Source organism: Pseudomonas sp. NPDC088429, assembly GCF_044753305.1.
Lineage (GTDB): Bacteria > Pseudomonadota > Gammaproteobacteria > Pseudomonadales > Pseudomonadaceae > Aquipseudomonas > Aquipseudomonas rustica.
The window spans coordinates 1-25171 of record NZ_JBIVMX010000042.1; the positions used below are offsets into that span (position 1 = coordinate 1).

General features: G+C 60.0%; 19 protein-coding genes. All 19 read left to right on the forward strand.

Annotated features, from left to right (window positions below; genetic code table 11):
- Window positions 1–685 (forward strand): flagellar basal-body rod protein FlgG (gene flgG, locus ACIP66_RS19335; RefSeq protein ID WP_400650046.1); only part of this gene is annotated, 685 nt, incomplete at its 5' end.
- A gap of 51 nt (window positions 686–736) precedes the next feature.
- Entirely contained in the window at window positions 737–1432 is a 696-nt protein-coding gene (gene flgH, locus ACIP66_RS19340; protein ID WP_053118299.1) for a flagellar basal body L-ring protein FlgH, read from the forward strand.
- A 27-nt stretch (window positions 1433–1459) separates the two neighbouring features.
- The gene (locus ACIP66_RS19345) at window positions 1460–2548 is read left to right on the forward strand and encodes a flagellar basal body P-ring protein FlgI (RefSeq protein ID WP_053118300.1); all 1089 of its coding nucleotides are present in this window, start codon (window positions 1460–1462) and stop codon (window positions 2546–2548) included.
- Window positions 2549–2559: 11 nt separating this feature from the next.
- Complete coding sequence (gene flgJ / locus ACIP66_RS19350) at window positions 2560–3858, forward strand: flagellar assembly peptidoglycan hydrolase FlgJ (protein WP_053118301.1); 1299 nt, start codon at window positions 2560–2562, stop codon at window positions 3856–3858.
- 24 nt (window positions 3859–3882) lie between these two features.
- Entirely contained in the window at window positions 3883–5928 is a 2046-nt protein-coding gene (flgK, locus tag ACIP66_RS19355) for a flagellar hook-associated protein FlgK (RefSeq protein ID WP_053118303.1), read from the forward strand.
- Window positions 5929–5941: 13 nt separating this feature from the next.
- Complete coding sequence (locus ACIP66_RS19360) at window positions 5942–7510, forward strand: flagellar hook-associated protein 3 (protein ID WP_400650051.1); 1569 nt, start codon at window positions 5942–5944, stop codon at window positions 7508–7510.
- 104 nt (window positions 7511–7614) lie between these two features.
- Window positions 7615–11205 (forward strand): glycosyltransferase, encoded by a 3591-nt coding sequence (locus ACIP66_RS19365; protein ID WP_400650053.1) that lies wholly within the window; start codon window positions 7615–7617, stop codon window positions 11203–11205.
- Between the two features lie 281 nt (window positions 11206–11486).
- Window positions 11487–12260: a glucose-1-phosphate cytidylyltransferase gene (gene rfbF, locus ACIP66_RS19370; protein ID WP_212544216.1), complete on the forward strand. Its 774-nt coding sequence runs from the start codon at window positions 11487–11489 to the stop codon at window positions 12258–12260.
- On the forward strand, window positions 12242–13324 hold the full coding sequence (rfbG, locus tag ACIP66_RS19375) for a CDP-glucose 4,6-dehydratase (protein ID WP_400650056.1): 1083 nt from the start codon (window positions 12242–12244) through the stop codon (window positions 13322–13324). Before rfbF ends, rfbG begins: the two co-directional genes overlap by 19 nt.
- Complete coding sequence (rfbC, locus tag ACIP66_RS19380) at window positions 13321–13881, forward strand: dTDP-4-dehydrorhamnose 3,5-epimerase (RefSeq protein WP_400650058.1); 561 nt, start codon at window positions 13321–13323, stop codon at window positions 13879–13881. The genes rfbG and rfbC overlap by 4 nt, the downstream gene beginning before the upstream one ends.
- Window positions 13878–14750 carry an NAD-dependent epimerase/dehydratase family protein gene (locus ACIP66_RS19385; RefSeq protein WP_400650060.1) on the forward strand — a complete coding sequence of 291 codons (873 nt, stop codon included), beginning with the start codon at window positions 13878–13880 and terminating at the stop codon, window positions 14748–14750. The genes rfbC and ACIP66_RS19385 overlap by 4 nt, the downstream gene beginning before the upstream one ends.
- A complete protein-coding gene (locus tag ACIP66_RS19390) occupies window positions 14740–15810 on the forward strand; it encodes a class I SAM-dependent methyltransferase (RefSeq protein ID WP_400650061.1) in 1071 nt (356 codons plus the stop codon). The genes ACIP66_RS19385 and ACIP66_RS19390 overlap by 11 nt, the downstream gene beginning before the upstream one ends.
- A gap of 17 nt (window positions 15811–15827) precedes the next feature.
- The gene (locus tag ACIP66_RS19395) at window positions 15828–16565 is read left to right on the forward strand and encodes a cephalosporin hydroxylase family protein (protein WP_159812614.1); all 738 of its coding nucleotides are present in this window, start codon (window positions 15828–15830) and stop codon (window positions 16563–16565) included.
- Window positions 16566–16614: 49 nt separating this feature from the next.
- Complete coding sequence (locus ACIP66_RS19400; protein ID WP_400650064.1) at window positions 16615–19539, forward strand: TIGR00180 family glycosyltransferase; 2925 nt, start codon at window positions 16615–16617, stop codon at window positions 19537–19539.
- 23 nt (window positions 19540–19562) lie between these two features.
- Complete coding sequence (gene pseB / locus ACIP66_RS19405; RefSeq protein WP_053118323.1) at window positions 19563–20564, forward strand: UDP-N-acetylglucosamine 4,6-dehydratase (inverting); 1002 nt, start codon at window positions 19563–19565, stop codon at window positions 20562–20564.
- Entirely contained in the window at window positions 20561–21724 is a 1164-nt protein-coding gene (pseC, locus tag ACIP66_RS19410) for a UDP-4-amino-4,6-dideoxy-N-acetyl-beta-L-altrosamine transaminase (RefSeq protein ID WP_400650067.1), read from the forward strand. Before pseB ends, pseC begins: the two co-directional genes overlap by 4 nt.
- Window positions 21725–21730: 6 nt before the next feature.
- Window positions 21731–22426: a pseudaminic acid cytidylyltransferase gene (gene pseF / locus ACIP66_RS19415; RefSeq protein WP_400650070.1), complete on the forward strand. Its 696-nt coding sequence runs from the start codon at window positions 21731–21733 to the stop codon at window positions 22424–22426.
- A complete protein-coding gene (gene pseG / locus ACIP66_RS19420) occupies window positions 22423–23928 on the forward strand; it encodes a UDP-2,4-diacetamido-2,4,6-trideoxy-beta-L-altropyranose hydrolase (protein WP_400650072.1) in 1506 nt (501 codons plus the stop codon). Before pseF ends, pseG begins: the two co-directional genes overlap by 4 nt.
- On the forward strand, window positions 23921–24973 hold the full coding sequence (gene pseI, locus ACIP66_RS19425) for a pseudaminic acid synthase (RefSeq protein ID WP_212550898.1): 1053 nt from the start codon (window positions 23921–23923) through the stop codon (window positions 24971–24973). The genes pseG and pseI overlap by 8 nt, the downstream gene beginning before the upstream one ends.
- The last annotated feature ends 198 nt before the right edge of the window (window positions 24974–25171 follow it).

The following is a 25171-nucleotide window of genomic DNA, read 5'->3' on the forward strand; positions in this document are numbered from 1 at the left end:
CAAACGTGACCGCGCCGAGTTCCAGGACTTGCTCTATCAGATCATGCGTCAGCCAGGCGACAAGTCGACTCAGGACAGCGAACTGCCGTCGGGTCTGCAATTGGGTACCGGTGTGCGCATCGTCGGCACGCAGAAAAACTTCACCGCCGGCAGCCTGCAAACCACCGAGCAGCCGCTGGACATGGCCATCGACGGCCGCGGCTTCTTCCAGATTCTGCAGCCGGACGGCACCACGTCTTACACCCGTGACGGTACCTTCCACCTCGACTCCAATGGCCAGATCGTCAACGCCAGCGGTTTCGCTCTGGAGCCAGCCATTGTTATCCCGAACAACGCGCAGAGCTTCACCGTCGGCGTTGACGGCACCGTGTCGATTACCGTTCCGGGTAACCCGGCCGCTCAGGTGATCGGCAACCTGCAAACCGCCGACTTCATCAACCCGGCCGGTCTGCAAGCGGTGGGCAACAACCTGTTCCTGGAAACCGCTGCTTCCGGCGCGCCGCAAATCGGCACCCCGGGCCTCAACGGTTTCGGCACCACGCTGCAGAACACCCTGGAAGGTTCCAACGTCAGCACCGTTGAAGAGATGGTCAACATGATCACCACACAGCGCGCTTACGAGATGAACTCCAAGGTGATCTCCACCGCCGACCAGATGCTCTCGTTCGTAACGCAGAATCTGTAATCAGTCTATGAGGCGGCCATGAGGCTGCCTGCAACACCGTGAGGTAGGGTCATGAAACGCTTCGTATCTGTTTTGGCATTGGGTGGGGTCGTCTCGCTCGCGGGCTGTGTCGCACCGACGCCCAAGCCCAATGACCCTTATTACGCTCCGGTGTTGCCGCGTACGCCGTTGCCGGCGGCGGCCAACAATGGCTCGATCTATCAGGCCGGTTTCGAACAGAACCTGTACAGCGACCGCAAGGCGTTCCGGGTCGGTGACATCATCACCATCACCCTCAACGAGAAAACCCAGGCGAGCAAAAACGCCAACTCGCAAGTGGCCAAGAACAGCAAGACCGGCATCGGCTTGACCTCGCTGTTCGGCGGTAGCGGCGTGACCAACAACCCGTTGGGCGGTAACGATTTGAGTCTGGACGTTGGCTACAGCGGCGACCGTGCGACCAAGGGCGACAGCAAGGCTGCGCAGGGCAACACCCTGACCGGCTCCGTCACCGTGACCGTGGCCGACGTGCTGCCCAACGGCATCATCGCCGTGCGCGGCGAGAAGTGGATGACGCTGAACACCGGCGATGAGCTGGTGCGCATTGCCGGTCTGGTGCGTGCCGATGACATCGCCACCGACAACACCGTGTCGTCGACCCGCGTCGCCGATGCGCGCATCACCTACTCGGGCACAGGCTCATTTGCCGATGCGAGTCAGCCAGGCTGGTTCGACCGTTTCTTCCTCAGCCCGCTGTTCCCTTTCTAGGTGGCTACGTTGAATCTGAAAAGCCTTATGGTGGCCGCGCTGTTGATGTCTGCGGCTTTCACTGCACACGCCGAACGGTTGAAAGACATCGCCAGTATTTCTGGCGTGCGTTCCAACCAGTTGATCGGCTACGGCCTGGTGGTCGGGCTTAACGGCACCGGTGACCAGACGACGCAGACCCCGTTCACACTGCAGACCTTCAACAACATGCTCTCGCAGTTCGGCATCAAAGTGCCGCCGGGTTCGGGCAACGTGCAGTTGAAGAACGTCGCGGCGGTGTCGGTGAGTGCCGATCTGCCGGCGTTCGCCAAACCGGGTCAGCAGGTCGACATCACCGTGTCCTCGATCGGTAACTCCAAGAGCCTGCGCGGCGGCACACTGTTGCTGACCCCGCTCAAGGGTATCGACGGCAACGTTTACGCCATCGCTCAGGGCAACCTGGTGGTCGGCGGTTTTGATGCCGAAGGCCGTGACGGTTCGAAGATCACCGTCAACGTTCCGTCGGCCGGTCGCATCCCCGGCGGTGCGTCGGTTGAGCGTTCGGTGCCGAGTGGTTTCAACCAAGGCAACAGCCTGACCTTGAACCTCAACCGTTCCGACTTCACCACCGCCAAACGCATCGTCGACAAGATCAACGACATGCTCGGCCCTGGCGTGGCGCAAGCCATCGACGGCGGCTCGGTACGCGTCACTGCACCGCTCGATCCGAGCCAGCGTGTCGACTACTTGTCGATCCTCGAGAACCTTGAAGTTGATCCGGGTCAGGCGGTGGCAAAAGTCATCATCAATTCGCGCACCGGCACCATCGTCATCGGCCAGAACGTCAAAGTCTCGCCAGCCGCCGTGACCCACGGCAGCCTGACCGTGACCATCACCGAAGACCCGATCGTCAGCCAGCCAGGCCCGTTGTCCAACGGCCAGACCGCTGTCGTGCCACGCTCGCGTGTTAACGCCGAGCAAGAAGCCAAACCAATGTTCAAATTCGGCCCGGGCACCACCCTCGACGAGATCGTGCGTGCGGTGAACCAGGTCGGCGCGGCGCCGGGTGACTTGATGGCGATCCTCGAAGCACTGAAGCAGGCCGGCGCGTTGCAAGCCGACCTGATCGTGATCTGAGGCCGACCATCATGGATATGCGCAAAGGCAGTCTGGTCAGCAACGCCGATTCGGGTTCCTACTCCGACCTTAATCGTCTGAATCAGCTCAAGGTGGGCGACAAGGACAGCGACGGCAACATGCGCAAAGTCGCGCAGGAATTCGAGTCGCTGTTCATCGGCGAAATGCTCAAGTCGATGCGTTCGGCCACCGACACCCTCGGTCAGGACAATCCGCTGAACACCCCGGCGGCCAAGCAATATCAGGAAATGTCCGACCAGCAACTGGCGGTGTCCATGTCCCGCGAGGGCGGTGGTATCGGCCTGGCAGACGTGCTGCTGCGTCAGATGCAGAAGAACAAACCGATGGCGCCGGGTGAGGCTGCGGCCGCGTCCGCCGCCAAGCAGGAAGAAGCGCGGGCGAAAGCCGCTGGCGTGGTCACGCCGATTGCGGCGGGCACCACGGCGATCAACGGCCCGTTGTCGCGGGTCAATGGTGAGCGTCCGTTGTGGGCCTCGCGTTCCGGGCGTGTGTCGAGCACTGATACGTCGCACAGCAATGACATGGCGATGATCAACAAGCGTCGTCTGTCGTTGCCGCCGAAGCTGACCGATCGTTTGCTCGCCGGTTTGGTGCCGTCGGCCACGACCGCGACCAGCGCATCCAATGCGTTGCCGCAAGCGACCGCGCCCGCCGCGATCACCGGTTCCGGCCCGCTGTACAACGGCGACTGGCTGGCCCGTGCCGAGAACGAAAAAGCCTCCGGCGGGCAGATGCAGGTCTACGGCCGCGCGATGGCGCAGATTCCGCTGGCACCGGCGAAAAAAGCCTTCAGCTCCGCCGACGATTTCGTCAACACCATGCTGCCGATGGCCAAGGAAGCTGCCGACCGTATCGGCGTCGATCCCCGTTATCTGGTGGCGCAAGCGGCACTGGAAACCGGTTGGGGTAAATCGGTCATGCGTGCGCAGGACGGCAGCAGCAGCCACAACCTGTTTGGCATCAAGGCGAGCAGCAACTGGCAGGGCGATTCAGCCCGCGCCATCACCAGCGAGTTCCGCAATGGCGCGATGGTCAAGGAGACGGCCGAGTTCCGTTCCTACGCCTCGTACAAGGACAGCTTCCACGATCTGGTGACTTTGCTGCAGAGCAATAATCGCTATCAAGATGTGCTGAAGTCGGCCGATAACCCAGAACAGTTTGTACGCGAGTTGCAGAAGGCCGGTTACGCCACCGACCCGAACTACGCGACAAAGATTTCGCAAATTGCCAAGCAGATGAACAATCTTCAAAACTACGCTGCGGCGGGTGTATCCACCACGCCTTTATAAGGCACAAGGTATAAGGTCTGAACCATGAGTTTGCTCAATATCGGGATGTCGGGTCTGGCGTCGAGCCAGTCCTCTTTGGCTACGACAGGCAACAACATTGCCAACGTCGACACCGCCGGTTACTCACGTCAGCAAACCGTGCAAGGCACCAAAGCCTCGCAGCAGTACGGCACTGTTTTTATCGGCACGGGCACGACCCTCGCCGACGTGCGTCGGGTCTACAACTCGTACCTGGAATCGCAGTTGCACACCGCGACCTCGCTGAACAGCGAAGCGGCTTCGTACCTGGCCCAGGCCACGCCGCTGGACTCGATTCTGTCTGACACCAACACCGGGTTGACCGGTGTGCTGCAGAAGTTTTTTACTTCGATGCAGGGCGTGTCGACCTCGGCCACCGACGACACCTCGCGTCAGTCGGTACTGACCGGTGCGCAAGCGCTGAGCAGCCGCTTCAACGCACTCGCCAAGCAACTGAATGACCAGAACACCACCATCAATGGCAGCCTCAGCGACATGACTGCCCAGGTGAATAAACTGGCCACGTCGATTGCCAACCTGAACCAGAAGATCGGTGAGATTTCCACCAGCGGCGGCGCGCCGAACGACTTGCTCGACAGCCGTAACGAAGCCGTGCGTCAGCTCTCCGAATTGACCGGCGCGCAGGTCGTTGAACGCGGCACCAGTTTCGACGTGTATGTCGGCAGTGGCCAGCCGCTGGTGATCGGCAACACCACGAACTCGCTGAGCATGGTTGCCAGCAAAGACGATCCGTCGCGCATGTCGATTCAGATGGATCGCGGTTCGAGCACCATCGACATCACCTCGGTGATCAGCGGTGGCGAAATCGGTGGTCTGCTGACGTATCGCAAAGACGTTCTCGACCCGTCGCTCAATGAACTGGGCCGTGTGGCCTTGGTAGTCGCCGATCAGATCAACAGCCAGCAAGCGCAAGGCATCGACAAGAACGGTGACTTCGGCGCGGCGATTTTCAACAACATCAACAGTGCCGCGCTGATCAGTCAGCGCAGCATCGCGCAGGCCGGTAACAGCAGCGGTTCGGGCAACCTTGATGTGACCATCAAGGACACCGGCAAGCTGACCACCAGCGATTATCAGGTGACGTTCACCAGCGCGACCGACTACAGCGTCAAGCGCTCCGACGGCACCGACCTCGGCACGTTCAGCACCACGACCAATCCGCCGCCAGTGATTGACGGTTTCACTTTGGCCCTCAACGGTGGTGCGTTGAGCGCCGGTGACAGCTTCAAGATCACCCCGACGCGTAATGCCGCCGCGAGCATCCAGACGGTGCTCAGCGATCCGAAGAAGATCGCTGCCGCAGGCCCGCTGACTGGTTCGGCCAGCGCCAACGGTCTGGGCACTTACACCCAGCCGACGCTGAGCGACACGATCAACATTTACAACCCGACTGCCCAGGCTGACATGCAGGCGGCGCTGAAGAATTCGACGCCGGTGAAACTGGTGTTCGGTGACGCCAGCGGCGGCAGCCAGTCCTACACGCTGGTCGACGCCAAGGGGCAGAACATCGGCACCGGCACCATCGTGCCTGGCCAGTCGAACACACTGAACCTGAAAGTCGGCGTCCTCGATGCCAACGGCAATCCGGTGATGGACACCTCCGTTACGCCGAATGTGCAGAAGACTTTCACCGTGCAGACCACCGTTGGCGGCACGCCGAAATCCGGTGAAACCTTCACCATGAACCTCACCGGTGCGGCGTCTTCGGACAACCGCAACGCGCAGGCGCTGGTCGGTCTGCAAACCAAACAAACGGTCGACACCGGTTCGGCGAGCAAGGGCATCAGCCTGACCGACGCCTACAACAAACTGGTGACCAACGTCGGCACCAAGACTGCCCAGGGCAAGTCTGACAGCGCCGCGACCACGGCGATTCTGGATAACGCGCAAGGTGCGCGCGATTCGCTGTCCGGGGTCAACCTCGATGAAGAAACCGGCAACCTGGTCAAATATCAGCAGTACTACACAGCGTCTTCGCAGATCATCAAAGCTGCGCAGGAAACTTTCGCCACGCTGATCAATAGCCTTTAAGGAGTCGTAATTCATGCGCATTTCCACCGCCCAGTATTACGGCACGCAAGCGTCGGACTATCAGCGTAACTTCAACAAGGCTGTGGCCACCGCGAGCGAGGCGAGCAGCCTGCAGCGGATCAACACCGCATCGGATGATCCGGTCGGTGCCGGTCGTTTGCTGCAACTGGGCCAGCAGGCCGCGTTGCTCGATCAGTACAACGGCAACATCAACAGCACTAAAAGTGCGTTGAACGTGCAGGAAACCACCCTGGATTCCATCACTACTGCATTGCAACGCGCCAAGGACCTTGCGCTGGCCGCCAACAACGGCACGGCCACCGACAAGGATCGCCAGGCCTACGCGGCAGAAATGGGCCAGATCCAGCAACAAGTGCTGGGCCTGATGAACTCCAAGGATGCCAACGGCAACTACCTGTTCTCCGGTTCGAAAACCGACACCGCGCCGTACTCGCAAAATGCCGATGGCACCTTCACCTACAACGGTGACCAAACCACCATCAATCTGGGCATTGGCGACGGCATGACCGTGAGCACCAACACCACCGGTTGGGAAGCGTTCCAGCAGACCATCAACACCGGTCGCACCAGCACCAACATGACGGCTCCGGCAGTGGATGACGGCCGTGTTGTGTTGTCCAACGGTACGGTCGGCACTGCCGCCACTTACAACAGCAAGTTCACCGGTGGTCAGCCGTACACCGTGAGTTTCCTGAGCAGCACGCAGCTGAAAATCACCGATGCGCTGGGCAACGACGTGACCGCTGAAGCCAGCCAGAACGGCGTAGTCAGCAACAGCAGCGGTGCCAACCAGACCGTCAGCTTCCGTGGCGTCGATCTGAAGTTGAACATCAACTTGAAGACCGGTGACACCAACCCGGACGCCGTGATCGCCGGGCACACATTCCAGCTGTCCTCGACGCCGGACACGTTTACCACTACGCGTAGCCCGGGCAACCCGTCGACAGCGGTCATCACCGGTTCGACCATCACCGATCAGGCTGCGTACACCGCTGCCTTCCCGCAGGGTGGTGCCGTCCTCAAATTCACCAGCGCCACCGCGTTTGACCTGTACGCAGCGCCCGTCACTGCTGACAGTAAACCGGTGTCCTCGGGTACCGTGTCGGGCAGCAATGCGACGGCTGCGGGCGTGACGTTTGCACTGGGCAACACGCCGGCGGCGGGCGATCAGTTTTCGATCCAGCCGAACAACCACCAGACCCAGAACATCCTCGACACTTTGGGTCAGATGGTCACCGCGCTGAACACGCCGATCGATGGTGATCCAGTGGCCAAGCAAAAATTCCAGGGCGTGATGGAGTCCGGCCTCGGCAACATCGACGCGGCGACTAACCAGATCGGCGCTTCCGTGACATCAATCGGTGCCCGTGGTCAGGCGCTGGATATGCAGACCATTACCAACCAGAGCTTGAGCACGGCGAACTCCACGACTCAGGGCTCGATCCGCGATTCCGATCCGGCCGAAGTCATGACTCGCCTGACCTTGCAGCAGACCATGCTGCAGGCGGCGCAACTGGCGTTCAGCAAAATCTCTCAGTTGGGCCTGTTCAACAAGATCTGAGGGTGGCGGGCGCGTAAGCGCCCGTTTACCTGTTTCAAAGCCTTTTTTCGCGGTATCAGAGGGCTCGCTGTTCCGGGCGGGTTCCCGCCGCTTGCGAGTCCGACGTGAATTCACTTCCCCTTGTCAGCCTGGTCATTCCCGCGTTCAATCCGCGTTTTTTTGAACGGGCATTGCACAGTGCCGTGAGTCAGAGTTACGGCAACCTCGAAATCATTGTCTGCGACGACAGCCGTGGCGCCGAGATCGAAGGCGTTGTCGCCTCGGTGGTCGAGCAATCAGGTGTCACGGTTCATTACGTACGCAACCCGCGCACATTGGGCCTGGTCGGCAATCTCAAGGCGTGTCTCGAGCAGGCGCAAGGCGAGTACCTCAAGTTTCTCTGTGACGACGATCACCTGTATTCGGCGTGTATCGAACAACAGGCTGCGGAATTTTCCCGCGATGAAGTGAGTCTGGTGCTGGCCTCGCGTCTGCTGTGGGATGCCGATGACATTATCCTGCCGTCGCGCCTGGAAAACACCTCGCTGTCGCCGGTCGATGGCCTGTTCAAAGGCGACGATCTGCTGAGCGTCTTTGACAATTTCCCGGTGAATATCCTCGGCGGTTTCAGCAACGCCTTGTTCCGCCGTGCCGACCTCGTCGAGCTGTTGCCGGCCTTGACGCAGGAAGGTCACTGCTTCGTTGCAACACTGGATTTCGCTTTATTCGTGTGCCTGCTGCGCCGGGGCAATCTGGCGGTGTTGAACACCGTACTCTGTGCCGAGCGCCTCTATCCTGAACGCTTAAGCGCGCAGCAATCGATGAAGGACACCGTCGAAGTAGAGCGTGAGTGGGTGTCGCAAATGCTCAAGGCGCGCAACACCGAAGCGGCGCCCGCGCCAGGCTGGGTGCGCTATGTGCCGTTGGTTGACGCCGATACCGCGCCACGCGTCTGGGAAGAGCTGCCACTGAGCCGCACACTGGGCACCAAGCAAAGCAGTCAGCAATGGCTTGTCGGTGCTGACAGCCAGAGCTTTGCCGAACTCTATTCACAGTGGCTGGCGTGTCGTGTACTCACCAGCGAGCAGCGCAAGTTGCTTGCAGTGACACTCACCGACTGGTCGCGCAACCCCGGCATCGTGCCGATCGTCATCGACGAGAAGGGCAGCAATGCAGCGCTGGAACGAACCCTGCAATCGCTCGCTGAACAGGACTACCCGGCGAACCTGATTCTGGTGCTGTCCGCCGCGTGCACTGAACCCGAGCTCAATGGTCGGGTGTTCCACTTGCCGTTGCTTGAGGACGGATTGGCGCAGATCAATGAGTTGTTGCCGCAACTCGATGGCGCCGACTGGTTCTACCTGCTGCACGCCGGCGATCGTCTTATTGCCCCGGCGCTGTTGATCATGGCCGAGCGCATCGCCCATTCTCTCGCGTTCAAATGCCTGTACAGCGACGAGGGCAGTCTGCGCGGTGGCGAATCGGCCGAGCCTGCCTTCAAACCGGATTTCAACCTCGACCTGATGCGCAGCTTCCCCTATGTCGGGCGCGCGTTGGCGTTCGAGCGCGAACGCTTCGTCGACCTCGGTGGTTTCGATACGGCGCTGGCTGATCTGGCGCCGCACGATGTGCTGCTGCGCATGGTCGAGAGCGACGGCACGCAAGTGGTTGGTCACGTCGCCGAGGTGTTGCTGGAATCCGCGCGTGACCTGGCCAAGTGGCTCGCCGAGCCCGGTGTCATTGAAAACAATCCGCGCCTGCTTGAAGCGCATTTGCAGCGTTTGGGTGTTGCTCACACGATCCGTCGCGGCAGCACCGAATTGCTCAATCGCGTCGATTATCAGCATGCCGCACGGCCGTTGGTGTCGATCATCATCGTCACCAAGGATCACACCGCCGCGCTGCAACGCTGCGTCGAAAGCCTGTTGGAAAAAACCGTCTACAGCGAGTACGAATTGCTGCTGGTCGACAATGGCAGCGAAAGCGCTGAAGCGCGTTTGTGGCTGGACGGCATGGCGCAATTGGGCAGCGAACGCATTCGTGTACTCGGTTGCGCGCAAGCCAATCTCGCTGCCGTGCACAACCTGGCCGTGGCCCAGGCGCGCGGCGAATACGTGTTGATGCTCAACCCTTACGCGGTGATCACTCAGGGTGACTGGCTCGACGAGTTGCTCAATCATGCGCAGCGTCCCGAGGTCGGCGTGGTCGGCGCCAAGCTGTTCAATCCTGATGGCCGGTTGCTGCACGCCGGGCTGATTCTGGGGCTGCATGCGCCGGTCGGCCTGCCGTTTTATGGCCAGTCCATGCATGCGGCGGGCTACATGTTTCGCTTGCAGGTGGCGCACAACCTGAGCGCCGTCGGCGGTGATTGCCTGATGGTGCGCAAAACGATTTTCGATGAGGTCGGTGGCCTCGATGAGCAGAACCTGACGCTGACGCTCAACGATGCTGATCTGTGCCTGCGCGTTGCGCAGCACGGTTATCTGGTGGTCTGGACGCCGTACGCCGCGCTGGCATTAGGCGCACGAGCGAACGTTGTCGCGTCGGCGCAGGAACGGCAAACCTGCGACCAGGAACAGGAAGTGTTCTACAAGCGCTGGCTGCCGTTGATTGCGCGCGATCCGGCGTACAACAAAAACCTGTCGTTACAAGGTGCCGGCGGCAGCAGTTTTAACCTCGAGCCTGGACAGCGCAGTGGCTGGAGCGCGTTTTCCAAGGCGCTGTTGCCCAACGTGCTGGCGGTGCCGATCAATGACTCGGCCATCGGGCACTATCGCATGACTCAGCCGATGATCGAACTGGTCGCCGCTGGCCGCGTCGAGGGCCGCTTCTGCTATGGCTTGCCGTCGATCATCGACATTGAACGCCAGTCGCCTGACGTCATCGTGCTGCAGGGACGATATTCGGAGAAAGCGATCAACGAAATTCCGCCGTTGCAGGCGTTTTTCAACGCCCGACGGATTTTCGAGCTGGATGACTACGTCATCGACATTCCACATCGCAACGCGCACATCCGCAACATGCCGGACAAGTATGAAATGGAGCGACTGGTGCGCCGTGCGATCGGCTTGTGCGATCGCGTGGTGGTGTCAACGCAGCCACTGGCCAACGCCTTGTCGGGCATGCATCACGATATTCGCGTGGTGCCCAACATGCTGGCCAAAGAGCTGTGGGCCAATTTGCGCAGCCAGCGCAGCACCTCGAAAAAACCGCGTGTTGGCTGGGGCGGCGGCACCAGCCACCATGGTGACCTGGCAGTGATCGCCGAGGTCGTGCGCGAGCTGGCCAATGAAGTCGACTGGGTGTTTTTCGGCATGTGCCCGGATGATTTACGTCCATACATGCATGAATTCCATGGCGTGATTCCGTTGGAGGATTACCCGGCCAAACTGGCCAGCCTCAACCTCGATCTGGCGCTGGCACCGCTGGAATTCCACATCTTCAACGATTGCAAGAGCAACCTGCGTTTGCTGGAATACGGCGCCTGCGGTTACCCGGTGATCTGCACTGACACCGAGGCCTATCGCGGCTATCTGCCGTGCACGCGGGTCAAGACCAACACCACGGATGAATGGCTGCAAGCGATCCGCATGCACCTGGCCGACCCGGACGCCAGCTACCGTATGGGCGATGAATTGCGTGAAGTGGTGCGGCGAGATTTCATACTGCGTGGCGATAACCTGCGTTATTGGGAGTATGGCTGGCTGGCGGATTGATCGCGCTGCAGGTGATCAATTGTAAAACTGAAAAAAGGGGAGCCCGATCGCTGATGATCAGGCTCCCCTTTTTGCTTGCGAGGCCACGTGTTCTGCAGATCTTGTTCGAGTTTGAAGCCGCCACTGGAGCTGGCGCGTTTCCTGCAAGTCTCCCTCAAATCGCCATAAAACGAGCGCTCGCGGTCACATCCGCTGCGCCCATAACGGCAGAAAGGTTTAGCCAGAAGGCCCGCCGCTCAACCAAGCGACGCGCAGCCCTGTGACGAGCAAGAGGGGAGACGATGAAGGCAGTAATTTTGGCGGGTGGCCTGGGCACGCGCATCAGTGAAGAGTCGCACCTCAAGCCAAAACCGATGATCGAGATCGGTGGCAAGCCAATTCTCTGGCACATCATGAAGCAGTATTCCGCCCACGGAATTCATGACTTTGTGATCTGCCTTGGCTACAAGGGCTACGCGATCAAAGACTTCTTCGCCAACTACTTCCTGCACACCTCCGACGTGACGTTCGACATGCGCGAAAACCGCATGGACGTGCACCAGAATTACAGCGAGCCATGGCGCGTGACGCTGATCGACACCGGTGAAGAAACCATGACCGGTGGCCGTCTGCGCCGCGCTGCACGCTACGTGGAAAACGAAGAAGCTTTTTGCTTTACCTACGGCGACGGCGTTTCCGACTTGAACATCAGCGCTCTGGTCGACTTCCACCTGACCCACGGCAAACAAGCCACGGTGACCGCCGTGCAACCGCCGGGACGCTATGGTGCGCTGGATCGTGACGGCGATCGCGTGCTCGGTTTCACCGAAAAGCCACGCGGCGACGGTGGCTGGATCAACGGCGGCTTTTTCGTCCTGTCGCCCAAGGTTCTGCCGCTGATCAGCGGTGACGACACGTCGTGGGAATCCGGCCCGCTGGACGGTCTCGCCGAGCGCGGTGAACTGATGGCGTACCAGCACGACGGTTTCTGGCAGCCGATGGACACCCTGCGCGACAAGAATCATCTCGAAGCCTTGTGGCAGAGCGGGGAGGCCCCATGGAAGCAATGGGACTGAGTGCCGAATTCTGGCGTGGCAAACGCGTTCTTGTCACCGGGCATACCGGTTTCAAGGGCAGTTGGCTGACCCTGTGGCTGCAAAGCCTTGGCGCCGAGGTCAGCGGTTTTGCCCTCGATCCGTCGACCGAGCCGAGCCTGTTCGAACTGGCGCGCGTACACGAAGGCATCAACGATCAGCGCGGTGATTTGCGTGACCTCGGCGCACTGCTGGAGATCATTGCCGACACCGAGCCGGAGATCGTTTTGCACCTCGCCGCACAGCCGCTGGTGCGTGAAGGCTATCGCGATCCGCTCGGCACTTATTCCAGCAACGTGATGGGCACGCTCAACCTGCTCGAAGCGATTCGTCAGGTCGGTTGTGTGCGCGCCTGCGTGCTGGTGACCACCGACAAGGTCTACGCCAACAAGGAATGGCTGTGGCCGTACCGTGAAGACGAAGCCCTCGGTGGCCACGATCCTTACAGCAGCAGCAAAGCCTGTTGCGAGTTGTTGGCGCAGTCTTACGCCGCTTCGTTTTTCCCGGCGGACAAGTACGCCGAGCACGGATTGGCCTTGGCCACGGCGCGCGCCGGCAACGTCTTGGGCGGCGGTGATTTCGCCCCTGAGCGATTGATTCCCGATGTACTGAAAGCCTGGTCGGCGGATGAACCAGTGACCTTGCGTTACCCGCAAGCCGTGCGCCCGTGGCAACACGCGCTGGAGCCGCTGGCCGGTTATCTGCAATTGGCCGCGGGCCTCTACGAGCAAGGCCCGGAATACGCCGGCGCATGGAACTTTGGCCCGGGCGAAGCGGACATGTGCAGCGTCGGCGAAGTGGTTGAACTGCTCGCCAGTCGCTGGCCGCAAGCGCGGGGTTTGCGCATCGAACCGAGTGAATTGCACGAGGCCGGTCTGTTGCGTCTGGACAGCAGTCGCGCGCGCCAGTTGCTCGGCTGGCAGCCGCGTTGGTCACTGCAGCAATGCCTGGCGCAAACCCTCGACTGGCATCTGGCGTGGCAGAACGGCGATGACATGCGCGCCGTGACCTTGAAGCAATTGAACCTCTACAGGGAGCGCCGATGACTGATTTCACACTACAGGCAACCGAACTGGAAGGTTTGTACCTTATCCAGCAAAAGGTCTTTTGCGATGATCGGGGACGCTTTGCCCGATTGTTTTGTCAGGGCCGTCTGACTGCACAACATCGGCCGTTTGCGGTTCGCCAGGTCAACCATTCGCGGACCGTCGAAAAAGGTAGTGTGCGAGGACTGCATTATCAGAAAGCCGGGTATGCGGAGTCGAAGCTGATCACCTGTATACGAGGCGCAGTTTGGGACGTGGTGGTCGATCTGCGACCGCAGTCGGCAACCTATTTGCAGTGGCACGCCGAAGAGTTGCGGGCTGACGACGGACGCAGCCTGTTGATCCCGGCGGGTTTTGCCCACGGTTTCCAATCGTTGACTGATGAGTCGGAAGTGCTTTACCTCACCGACGCCGATTATTCACCGGAGCACGAGGCAGGTCTGTCGGTGAACGATCCAGCGCTTTCGATTCGTTGGCCGTTGCCTGTCAAAAACTTGTCGACCAAGGATTCCTGTCATCCGTTACTCGACCAAGGCTTTCCCGGAGTCGCGTTGTGACGAACCCGGTCAAGAATGTGCTTGTAACCGGCGCCACCGGTTTTGTGGGCCGACACCTTATCAGCGCTTTGCTCGCCAAAGGAATCAACGTTCGTGCAGTCTCTCGTAACGTTGAAGCGGCGAGAGTTTTGCCGTGGTTTACTGACGTTGAATTCGTCGCAGCGGATATTCATTCAGCGGATCTCGACGTCGAAGCTTTGGCTCTCGGGATGGACGCCGTCGCACATCTGGCATGGAGCGGGCTGCCTGATTATCAGGCGCTGTTTCATTTCGAGCAGAATCTGCCGCGCGATTATGCCTTTCTCAAGCGCTTGATCGTCGCGGGTATTGGCCAGGTGATGGTAACGGGAACCTGCTTCGAATATGGCCTGCAAAGTGGTTCATTGAGCGAGGCTGTCGACGCCAGGCCCTGCACGCCCTATGGCCTGGCCAAAAATACTCTGCGTCAGTTTCTGATGGCATTGCAGCGCGAGCATGCGTTCTCTTTGCAGTGGGCGCGATTGTTTTATCTGCATGGCGAAGGGCAAAACCCCAATAGTCTTTTGGCCAGCCTTGACCGAGCCATCGATGCCGGCGACACGCATTTCAATATGTCGGCCGGTGACCAATTGCGTGATTACCTGGAAATCACCCAAGCCGCTTCCCTGCTGGTTCAGTTGATCATGCGTCGCGATGTTTTCGGGATCTTCAACTGCTGCAGTGGCAAGCCAGTTTCCGTTCGGACTTTGGTTGAGCAACGGGTTCGTCAACGGCAATCCTCTATCGCCCTCAATCTGGGGCATTACGGCTACTCAGTGCATGAACCCATGGCTTTTTGGGGCGATGCTCAGCGGATCTCGCAACTGAAGGATGAAGAACATGCAGCATGAACTCTACCGGGCGAACGGGCTGCCGGTTTTGCAGAACCTTACCTTTGCCACCGCCGAGCAGGCGCAGGCTTCGGGTGTCGCAGACATTGTTCTGGTACAGGACAGTCAGAGCGGGCTGATCTTCAACCAGACCTTCGACGCCAGCAAGCTCAGCTATGATGTTGACTATCAAAACGAGCAAGCGCATTCGGTGCACTTTCAGGAGCATCTTAAGGCTGTCGAATTGATTTTGGCCCGCCATTTCTCCCATCGGGCTCTGTTAGAAATCGGTTGCGGAAAAGGCTACTTTCTCGAAATGCTACGCGACCTGGGTTATGCCATTACCGGCATTGATCCTTCCTACGAAGGTGACAATGCCGATGTGATCAGGGCGCCGTTCACCCGCGAGCTGGGCCTTTCGGCTGATGCGATCGTGTTACGACACGTACTCGAGCACATTCAGGATCCGGTAGCGTTTCTAGCTGAAATGGCTGCGGCAAATCAGGGCGGGCACATCTACATCGAAGTGCCGTGCTTCGACTGGATCCTCGAACACAAGGCCTGGTTCGACCTGTTCTACGAACACGTCAATTATTTTCGCCTCGATGACTTGCGCCGGATGTTCGGCACGGTGCTCGAGGCCGGCCATCTGTTCGGTGGCCAGTACCTGTACATCGTTGCTGACCTCTCCACGTTGCGTCTTACTCCGGAACAACCGGTGTCGCGCCTTACGCTGCCCGAAGGTTTTACCGCCAGCCTCGACCGTGCATTGCAGATCATTCGGTCGGCACCTGAGCAGGGTTCGGCGATCTGGGGCGCCTCGTCCAAAGGCGTGATATATGCGCTGTTTCTGCAACGCGCCGGTGTAGCAGTGGATCGTGTGGTGGATATCAACCCGGCCAAGCAGGGACGTTATCTGCCGTTGAGTGGCGCGCGCGTGTCGTCGCCGCAAGAAGCCATGGATGCGCTGCCCGAAGGCGCCAATCTGTTTGTGATGAACTCCAATTACCTCGAAGAGATCAAGCGGATGACCGGTGGACGCTACGTCTATCACGCCGTCGATAGCGCTTCGTTCCAGTGACCCTTGAGATTTTTACAATGACCGACAACAGCATCAACAAAGCCTTCGAAGCCGAGTGCCGGGAACAGATTGCCCAGCAGGGTGACGACCAGAAACTTACCGGCCTGGCCCGTGATTTCTTCAACGAATCGGCCAAGCACAAGTACAGCTACCACTTCTCGTGGATGGGCCGCCCGATCATCCAGTTGCCACAAGACATGATGGCGATGCAGGAGATCATCTGGCAGGTCAAGCCGGACCTGGTCATCGAGTGCGGTATCGCCCACGGCGGTTCGATCATCTACTACGCCTCGCTGCTGGAGCTGCAAGGCCACGGCGAAGTGCTGGGCATCGACCTCGACATTCGCCCGCACAACCGCGAAGCGATCGAAAGCCACCCGATGGCCAAGCGCATCAAGATGATTGAAGGCTCAAGCATCGACGCCGGCATCGCCGCTCAGGTGCAAGCGGCCGCCAAAGGCAAGAAAGTCATTCTGGTGCTCGACTCCAACCACACCCACGATCACGTGCTCGAAGAGCTGCGTCTGTACGCACCGCTGGTGTCGGTCGACAGCTACTGCGTGGTCATGGACACCGTGGTTGAAGACATGCCGGCCGATTTCTTCCCGGATCGTCCATGGGGTCCGGGCGACAACCCGAAAACCGCGGTGTGGAAATACCTCGAAGAAAACCAGGATTTCGAAATCGACCAGTCCATTCACAACAAGCTGCTGATCACTGTCGCGCCGGATGGCTATCTGCGCCGCGTCCGTTAATTAATAAACAACGATGAGTTTTCGGCGACTCGCCGCGTGTGGGGAATATATGCAAGGCAAGAACAGTTCTGAACAGGGTTTGGCACTCAACGAACAGTTGACCGTTGTGCTGATATCTCACGAACGCCCGGCATTTTTACGCAGGGCTCTGAAGTTCTACAGCAGTCTGCCGTGCCGGATTCTGGTGCTGGATTCTTCGGCTAATGCGCTGGCAGAGACTGCTCGTGAATACGCCAACGTGGATTATCGGCACTTGCCGCAGTTCGGTTACTGGGGCATTCGCGCCAAGCTGGCGTACGGTGTCGAACAGTTGCAGACGCCCTACATGGTGTTCGCCGCCGACGATGACTTCATCGTGCATGACGCCTTGCACGAAGCCGTGGCCTTCATGCAGGACAACCCCGATTACAGCCTGTGCCACGGCTACAGCATGATGTACCTGGCCCTCGCCAACAGCGTCAATTACTACCGTCGCGACAAGAAAGTCTGCGAGGACTACTCGGCCGATCACGCCCAGGATCGTGTGCTGGACTACATGTCGCAGTACCTTCCACCGTTCTATGCGGTGCAACGCACGGCGATTTTGCGTGACTGGTACGACGCGATGCCAGAAGACACGATCTTCCAGTGGCAGGAAATCGGCCACACCTATTACATGCTGGCCCGGGGCAAGGCGCGGGTTCTGCCGATTCCTTATGTCGTGCGTGAAATCAACTATAACGACTCCGATCACAACACCGAGATCTATCACTCGCTGGCGTTTGTCGACGCCAAAAGCGTGGCCGAGCGTGAAGCGTTTGCCGAGTTCCTGGCAGGGTTGTCGACACAGGTCGAGCATCAGAATCCGGAGCAGGGCAAGCAGTTCGCACTGAAAACCTTTGCCGCACTGGTCGACAGCCTGAAAACCGGCCGCGCACTGGCTGCCGAGCTGATTATCGAGTCGAAATGGAGCGATATCGAAGGCGGGCCGCGGCGCCGTTTTGGCCCGAATCAGTACGTAGAAATGCCGTTCTACAATCAGGTGTTTTTCGATCTGTTGACGCAGTTCGAGTTTCTCTTGCACGCCATGCCGGCGGGGCGCGTACAACTGGAAATGCTCGAAGGTGTGTGGGCGCGTCAGCAAAACCTGATGCTTGCCCGCAACAACGATAGTCCGGAAAGCGTGGTTGATCGTTTGTGGCAGGCTCACGACAGTAACGTGTTCAATCGCGAAGTGATCAATCGCCTGATTGTGCAGTTGCAAACAATGGGTGAGGACGACGAGGCGCAAAAGCTGCGTGACTGGGTTGCCCGACTGGAAGCGACGCTGCTCGAAGGGCATCAGCCGACCTTCAAAAAAATGCTCACCGGTCGACTGCTCGACTGGCTCGCCGTGCGCCAGCCGGACAGCGAGCAGGCCGAGGCGGCTACCCGTTACCTGGCAGCCAATGATGGCGGCCCGCAGTTCGGCATTTTTCTGCTGGATCTGAACAACGACATCGATCAGTTGCAAGTCACCCTCGACAGTTTGCTTGAAGGTCACAGCAAGGCCTTCAAAGTCGTGGTTTTCACCACGGGAGAGCCGCCAGCGGCAACCACCGCGCAGAACACCCTGCACTTTGTCCGGGTCACGCAAACCAACTTCGTCGACAAGCTCAATCAGAGCGCTAACCAGTCTTCCTGCGAGTGGCTGCTGCTGGCCGAAGCAGGCGACGAATTCACGGCGGCCGGCCTGCTGCGTGCCAGCCTCGAACTGATTGCTGCGCCAGGTGTGCGTGCGGTGTCCACAGATGAAATCCAGCGCAAGGAAGACGGCGTGCTGGTTGATCTGTTCCGGCCGGGATTCAACCTCGATTTGCTGCAAAGCGTGCCGTCGCTGATGGCGCGGCACTGGTTGATTCGTCGCGAAGTGCTGATCGATATCGGCGGTTATCAGGCTGACTTCAGCAAGGCATTGGAGTTTGATGTGCTGCTGCGAATCATCGAACAGGGCGGCCTCGACGGTTTGGCTCACCTGGATGAACCGTTGCTGATTTCTCAGGCCGTGGAGCTGGAGGAAAACGCCCACGAGCGTCAGGCGTTGCTGCGTCATCTGAGCAATCGCGGCTACAAGGCCCGGGTCAACTCCGCGCAGCCGGGAATCTATCAGGTTGATTATCGCCATGCCGGGCAACCGTTGGTGTCGATCATTCTGCCGGCCGGGGACGATCTTCGGGCACTGAAGGCATGCCTCGACGGCGTGTTGCTCAGAACCCGCTACACCCGCTACGAAGTGCTGATTGCAGCCAACCCGAATCAATCCGCCGCCGTCAACGATTGGCTGGGTGCACTGAATCACGCCAAAGTGCGGGTGTTGCGTGCTGATCAGCCACTCACTGACGCGGCGTTGATCAACGCATGCAGCCTAGAAGCGCAGGGTGAATACCTGGTGCTGATGGCGGCGGACGGGGAGGTGGTCAACCCGAACTGGATTGAATCGCTGCTCAACCACGCCCAGCGTCCTGAGGTCGGTATCGTGGGGGCCAAACTGATCGACCGCAGCGGAAAAATTTCCCAAGCTGGTTTGATTTTGGGGCTGAACGGGGGCGTCGGCTCACCCTTCGTTGGCGACAAAAATGCCGCGGAGGGTTACATGCAGCGTCTGGTGGTCGATCAGAACTACTCGGCCGTGTCGGAGGTTTGCCTGATGGTGCGCAAAGAATTGTTCGATGCGCTGGATGGCTTGGATGCAGTGTCTTTCGCGGACGGTTTCAGCGATGTCGATCTGTGCCTCAAGGCCGGTCAGGCTGGTTACCTCATCGTGTGGACGCCGCTGGTGCAAGTGCTGCATAACGGCGACCTGCCGCAAGCGCCAGAAGCACTGCAAGCCCTGCGTGAGAAATGGAGCAACGCCTTCGCGCAGGATCCTGCTTACAACGCCAACCTGGCCCTGAGCGGCAAAGGTTTTACCTTGGGCGACAAGGCCTCGATCAACTGGGCGCAGTTGCTCGCTTAAGCTCGCCGGACAGGAATCAGCACATGTTCAACGGTAAATCGATTTTCATCTCTGGCGGCACCGGTTCGTTCGGGCGCAAATTCATCGCTCGCCTGCTTGAGCAATATCAGCCCAAGCGCGTGGTGGTGTTCTCCCGCGACGAACTCAAGCAGTACGAGATGCAGCAGACGTTCAACGCGCCGTGCATGCGTTATTTCATTGGTGACGTGCGCGACGCTGACCGTCTGCGCCAGGCCATGCGTGGCATCGATTACGTGGTGCATGCGGCAGCGCTCAAGCAAGTGCCGGCGGCGGAATACAACCCGACCGAGTGCATTCGCACCAACGTCAATGGCGCGGAAAACATCATTGCCGCCGCCATCGACAACGGCGTGAAGAAAGTCGTCGCGCTGTCCACCGACAAAGCGGCCAGCCCGATCAATCTGTACGGCGCGACCAAGTTGCTCTCGGACAAATTGTTCGTCGCCGCCAACAACATTGCCGGCGAGCAGGAAACCCGTTTCGCCGTGGTGCGCTACGGTAACGTCGCCGGTTCGCGCGGTTCCGTGGTGCCGTTTTTCAGCAAGTTGATTGCTGACGGCGCAACTGAGTTGCCAATCACCGACGAGCGCATGACGCGCTTCTGGATCACCCTTGATCACGGCGTGCAGTTTGTCCTCGACAGCTTCGCGCGGATGCACGGCGGCGAAGTCTTTGTGCCGAAGATTCCGTCGATTCGCATCGTCGATCTGGCGTTGGGTATGGCCGAGCATCTGCCGCATAAGAACGTCGGCATTCGTCCGGGCGAAAAACTCCATGAGTTGATGGTGCCGCTGGACGATGCGCGGATGACCCTGGAATTCGCCGATCACTACACGATTCAGCCGTCGATTCGCTTCACCAGTGTCGACGTCGATTTCGCTGTCGACAAACTCGGTGAGCAGGGCCGGGCGGTCGGTGAGGATTTCGAATACCGCTCCGACACCAATCCGCACTTCCTGTCGGTCGGGCAGATCGCCGACCTGCACGCGAAGCTGTCGGCATGATTCCGTACGGTCGGCAGAGTCTCGACCAAGCGGACATTGATGCCGTGGTCGAGGTGCTGCAGTCCGACTGGCTGACCCAGGGCCCGACCATCGCGCGTTTCGAGCAAGCGCTGGCCGAGCGCTGTCAGGCTGATTTCGCAATTGCTGTTTGCAATGCCACGGCGGCGCTGCACATTGCCTGTCTGGCCGCAGGACTGGGCCCGGGCGACCGTTTGTGGACGACGCCGAACACCTTTCTCGCTTCAGCCAACTGCGGACGTTATTGCGGCGCCGACGTCGATTTTGTCGACATCGATCCGCTGACCTGGAACCTCGATGCCTTCGCGCTCGAAGCGAAACTCGATCAAGCCGAGCGCGACGGTACGTTGCCGAAGGTTTTGGTGGCGGTGGCGTTTTCCGGGCAGAGCTGCGACATGCGCCGTATCGCCGAACTTGCCGAACGCTACAACGTCACCGTGATCGAGGATGCCTCGCACGCGGTGGGGGCGTCGTACGCCGGGCGCCCGGTCGGGTGCGGTGAATTCGCCGCGATGACCGTGTTCAGTTTTCACCCGGTAAAGATCATCACCAGCGCCGAGGGCGGCATGGTACTGACCAATCGTCCGGCGCTGGCCGAACGCTTGCAGCGCCTGCGCAGCCACGGCATGACCCGCGATCCGCAGCAGATGAGCGAAGCCAGTCACGGCCCTTGGTATTACGAACAGATCGAACTCGGTTTCAATTACCGCATCACCGATCTGCAAGCCGCGCTGGGTCTGTCGCAATTGGCGAAGCTGGACGACTTCATTAGCCGTCGCCGTGAATTGGCCGCACGTTATGACCGCTTGCTGGCGTACCTGCCACTGACCTTGCCAAGCCCTCAGCCAGAGGCTGAATCGGCGTGGCACCTGTACGTGGTGCGCGTGCAGACCGAGCGCGTCAATCTCAGCCACCGGCAAATCTTTGAAGGGTTGCGCGCGGCCGGGGTCGGGGTGAATCTGCACTATATTCCGCTGCACTTGCAGCCTTACTATCGCGACCTGGGTTTTGCCGAGGGTGACTTTCCCGAGGCCGAACGTTATTACGCGCAAGCAATCAGTCTGCCGCTGTATCCGCTGCTGACTGACGAACAACAGGACTATGTGGTCGAGCAACTGCGACGGCTGCTTCTTGAGGAGTAAAACCACGTGAGCTGCGTTGCGATCATCCCCGCCCGTGGTGGCAGCAAGCGCATCCCGCGCAAGAACCTCAAACCGTTCGACGGTGTGCCGATGATCGTTCGCTCGATCCGCACGGCGCTGGATTCGGGATTGTTCGAGCGGGTCGTGGTCAGCACCGACGACGCCGAGATTGCCGACGTGGCGCGGGCTCACGGTGCTGAGGTGCCGTTCCTGCGTCCGGCGGAACTGGCCGATGATTTTGCCGGTACTGCGCCGGTGATCGTGCATGCGTTGCAGCAACTGTCGGATTTCGAATACGCCTGCTGCGTTTATGCCACGGCGCCGTTGCTGCAGACGCGCTATTTGCGTCAGGGGCTTGAGTTGCTTGAGCTGAATCCGGACAAATCCTTTGCGTTCTCCGTGTGCAGTTTTGGCTTTCCTGTACAGCGTGCGCTGACGCTGGACGGGCAGGGCGCGTTGCAGGCTTTGTACCCGGAGTTTCGCAACACTCGCTCGCAGGATCTGCCTGAGGCCTATCAGGATGCCGGGCAGTTTTATTGGGGCCGCAGCGATGCCTGGTTACGCGGTGAAGTGATCTATTCGCCGGCCAGTCTGCCGGTGATTCTGCCCCGGCATCTGGTGCAGGACATCGACACGCTGGACGACTGGAAACGTGCCGAATACCTGTATGCCGCGCTGAAGGCTGGTGGAGAATTATCGTGAGAGTGCTGATCCGTGCCGATGCCTCGCCGACCATCGGCAGCGGCCACATTGCCCGTTGCCTGACGCTGGCGCGGGTGCTGCGCGGGCAGGGCAGTCACGTCGCGTTTGCCTGTCGGCGCTTGCCGGGGCATCGGCTCGATGCGCTGAGCGCCGAGGGTTTCGAGACCTTCGCGCTGCCTGAACGCTATCCCGATGAAGACCCGCAGCAAGCCATCGAAGCGATGTTGCCGTGGCAGGCCGACATCGACGCGCTGGCGCAGCTGCTGGTTGGCCACGCCGCGTTCGACTGGATCATCGCCGATCACTATGGGCTCGATCATCACTGGCAAACCGCTGCCCGGCGCTGGGCGCCACGCATTGCGGCGGTCGATGATCTGGCCACGCGGCGCTACAGCGTCGATCTGTTGCTCAATCAGAATTTGTCCGGCCTCAGCGAAAATTATCAGCCGCTGCTGCCTGCCAATTGCCGCACTTTGCTCGGCCCGCGCTATGCGATGTTGCGCGAGGAATTCAATGCCCCGGCCATCGAGATCAAGCCGCAGGCGCAGCGACTACTGGTGAATTTTGGCGGTTTCGATGCCGCCCGACAGACCCATCACGCGATGTTGGCGCTGGCCGATTTCGGCGAACTTGAAGTGGATTTTGTCGCCGGCGCCGACAACCCGGCCTGGACGCAAATGCAGGCACTGGCCGAGACGCGGCCGCATTGGCGGCTGCACAGTTTTGTCAGCGATTTTCATCAGCGCATGCTTGCAGCCGACTTGTTTATCGGTGCCGGTGGCGGCACCAGTTGGGAGCGCGCGGCGCTCGGCTTGCCGACGATTTGCATTGCGGTGTCGAACAATCAGCAGGTCAACGGCGAAGTCATGGCGGCAGCCGGTGCGCATGTGTTCATGGGCGCCCGTGAGCAGGTCAGTGTCGAGCAGTTGCGTGATGCGATCGGCTTCATCGTTGGCAACCACTATCTGCGGCAAAGTCTGGCCGAGTGCTCGCGGCAACTGGTCGACGGTCGTGGTGCTTTGCGCGTAGCGGCAGCGCTCGCTGGCGCGGTGCTGAAACTGCGCCCGGCGACGCTGGACGATGCGCAGTTGTTGTTCGACGGGCGCAATGCCGAGGCGGTGCGACGCTGGTCGCAAAAAAACGATGTGATCGACCGCGAGCAGCATCAACACTGGTTGAGCGCGAGCCTGCGCAATCCTCAGCGGCTGCTGTTGATCGCCGAAAGCGATGACGGCCCGGTCGGTGTGTTGCGTTATGACTTGCGTGGTTTTGAGGCCGAAGTTTCGCTGTATCTGTTCGAACAGCGTTTGGGCCTCGGTTGGGGCAGGGCGCTGCTCGCTCGCGGTGAGGCATTCGTCACGGCGCACTGGCCGCAACTGACCGCAATCAACGCGCAGGTTTCGCCTGCCAATCGCCCGTCATTGAATGTCTTTCGTGACGCCGGGTATCTGCAAAGTGCCTGTGCGTTCACCCGTGTCTTGAAGGAACACCCGCATGCCTGATTTCAAGATTGGCGATCGCCTGATCGGTGCCGACGCGCCGCCGTTCATCATCGCCGAGATGAGCGGCAACCATAACCAGTCGCTGGACGTGGCCCTGCAAATCGTCGAAGCGGCGGCGAAGGCTGGCGCGCATGCCTTGAAGCTGCAAACCTACACCGCTGAGACCATGACGCTGGATATCGCTGAGGGTGAGTTTTTCATCAAGGATCCGGGCAGCCTGTGGGCCGGCACGTCTTTGTATGACCTGTATGAGAAGGCGCATACGCCATGGGAATGGCACGCGCCGATTTTCGCTCGGGCGAAAGAGCTGGGCATGCTCGCGTTCTCGACACCGTTCGACGACAGCGCCGTGGACTTTCTCGAAAGCCTCGACGTGCCGGCTTACAAGATCGCCAGTTTCGAGAACACCGATTTACCGCTGATCCGTCGCGTCGCGGCCACCGGCAAACCGCTGATCATCTCCACCGGCATGGCGAGCATCGCCGAACTTGACGAAACCGTGCGCGCCGCGCGGGAGGCGGGCTGCAAGGATCTGGTGCTGCTCAAATGCACCAGCACCTACCCGGCGACACCGGCAAACAGCCACGTGCGTACGATTCCACATCTGCGGGAATTGTTCGGCTGCGAAGTGGGGCTGTCTGATCATTCGATGGGCGTTGGTGTATCGGTGGCGGCGGTGGCGCTTGGCGCGACGGTGGTGGAAAAACATTTCACTCTCGACCGCGCGGCCGGTGGCGTCGACGCCAGTTTCTCGCTGGAACCGGCGGAGATGGCTAGCCTGGTGGTGGAAACCGAACGCGCCTGGCAGGCGCTGGGTCAGGTGCATTACGGCGTGACCGAAGCCGAGCGCAAGTCGGTGGTTTATCGCCGTTCGCTGTACGTCACCGCCGACATGGCCGCCGGTGAGCCTTTCACCGCTGCCAATCTGCGCGCCATTCGTCCGGGTCTCGGCCTGCCGCCCAAGCACACCGACGCCGTTCTCGGCCGCTGCGCGCGCACGCCGATCAAACGCGGTACGCCGCTGGACTGGTCGCTGATCGAATAGACCGATCTGCAATCGATTCGGCATTTATCGTGACTTGCGAGTCATAACGCGCATCTTCACTGTATTGTATTAATCGGTGAGATGGCGCCTGGCCCGTTATCGGTGGCAGTGATAGCCCTTTGCGCTCCCCGTGGCTGCCCGTTGTGGCGGCCGTTTTCTGTTTGTCAGCGCCCCTCGAAATCCTTGCGAGCGGTGGTC

What these genes read in the sequence shown, in the direction of transcription:
- flgK (WP_053118303.1), top strand. Translation starts at nt 3,883, where the DNA reads ATGAGTTTGCTCAATATCGGGATGTCGGGTCTGGCGTCGAGCCAGTCC.
- rfbG (WP_400650056.1), top strand. Translation starts at nt 12,242, where the DNA reads ATGGAAGCAATGGGACTGAGTGCCGAATTCTGGCGTGGCAAACGCGTT.
- pseI (WP_212550898.1), top strand. Translation starts at nt 23,921, where the DNA reads ATGCCTGATTTCAAGATTGGCGATCGCCTGATCGGTGCCGACGCGCCG.
- ACIP66_RS19345 (WP_053118300.1), top strand. Translation starts at nt 1,460, where the DNA reads ATGGTGGCCGCGCTGTTGATGTCTGCGGCTTTCACTGCACACGCCGAA.
- ACIP66_RS19390 (WP_400650061.1), top strand. Translation starts at nt 14,740, where the DNA reads ATGCAGCATGAACTCTACCGGGCGAACGGGCTGCCGGTTTTGCAGAAC.
- pseB (WP_053118323.1), top strand. Translation starts at nt 19,563, where the DNA reads ATGTTCAACGGTAAATCGATTTTCATCTCTGGCGGCACCGGTTCGTTC.
- ACIP66_RS19400 (WP_400650064.1), top strand. Translation starts at nt 16,615, where the DNA reads ATGCAAGGCAAGAACAGTTCTGAACAGGGTTTGGCACTCAACGAACAG.
- pseC (WP_400650067.1), top strand. Translation starts at nt 20,561, where the DNA reads ATGATTCCGTACGGTCGGCAGAGTCTCGACCAAGCGGACATTGATGCC.
- ACIP66_RS19395 (WP_159812614.1), top strand. Translation starts at nt 15,828, where the DNA reads ATGACCGACAACAGCATCAACAAAGCCTTCGAAGCCGAGTGCCGGGAA.
- flgJ (WP_053118301.1), top strand. Translation starts at nt 2,560, where the DNA reads ATGGATATGCGCAAAGGCAGTCTGGTCAGCAACGCCGATTCGGGTTCC.
- ACIP66_RS19360 (WP_400650051.1), top strand. Translation starts at nt 5,942, where the DNA reads ATGCGCATTTCCACCGCCCAGTATTACGGCACGCAAGCGTCGGACTAT.
- flgH (WP_053118299.1), top strand. Translation starts at nt 737, where the DNA reads ATGAAACGCTTCGTATCTGTTTTGGCATTGGGTGGGGTCGTCTCGCTC.
- rfbC (WP_400650058.1), top strand. Translation starts at nt 13,321, where the DNA reads ATGACTGATTTCACACTACAGGCAACCGAACTGGAAGGTTTGTACCTT.
- rfbF (WP_212544216.1), top strand. Translation starts at nt 11,487, where the DNA reads ATGAAGGCAGTAATTTTGGCGGGTGGCCTGGGCACGCGCATCAGTGAA.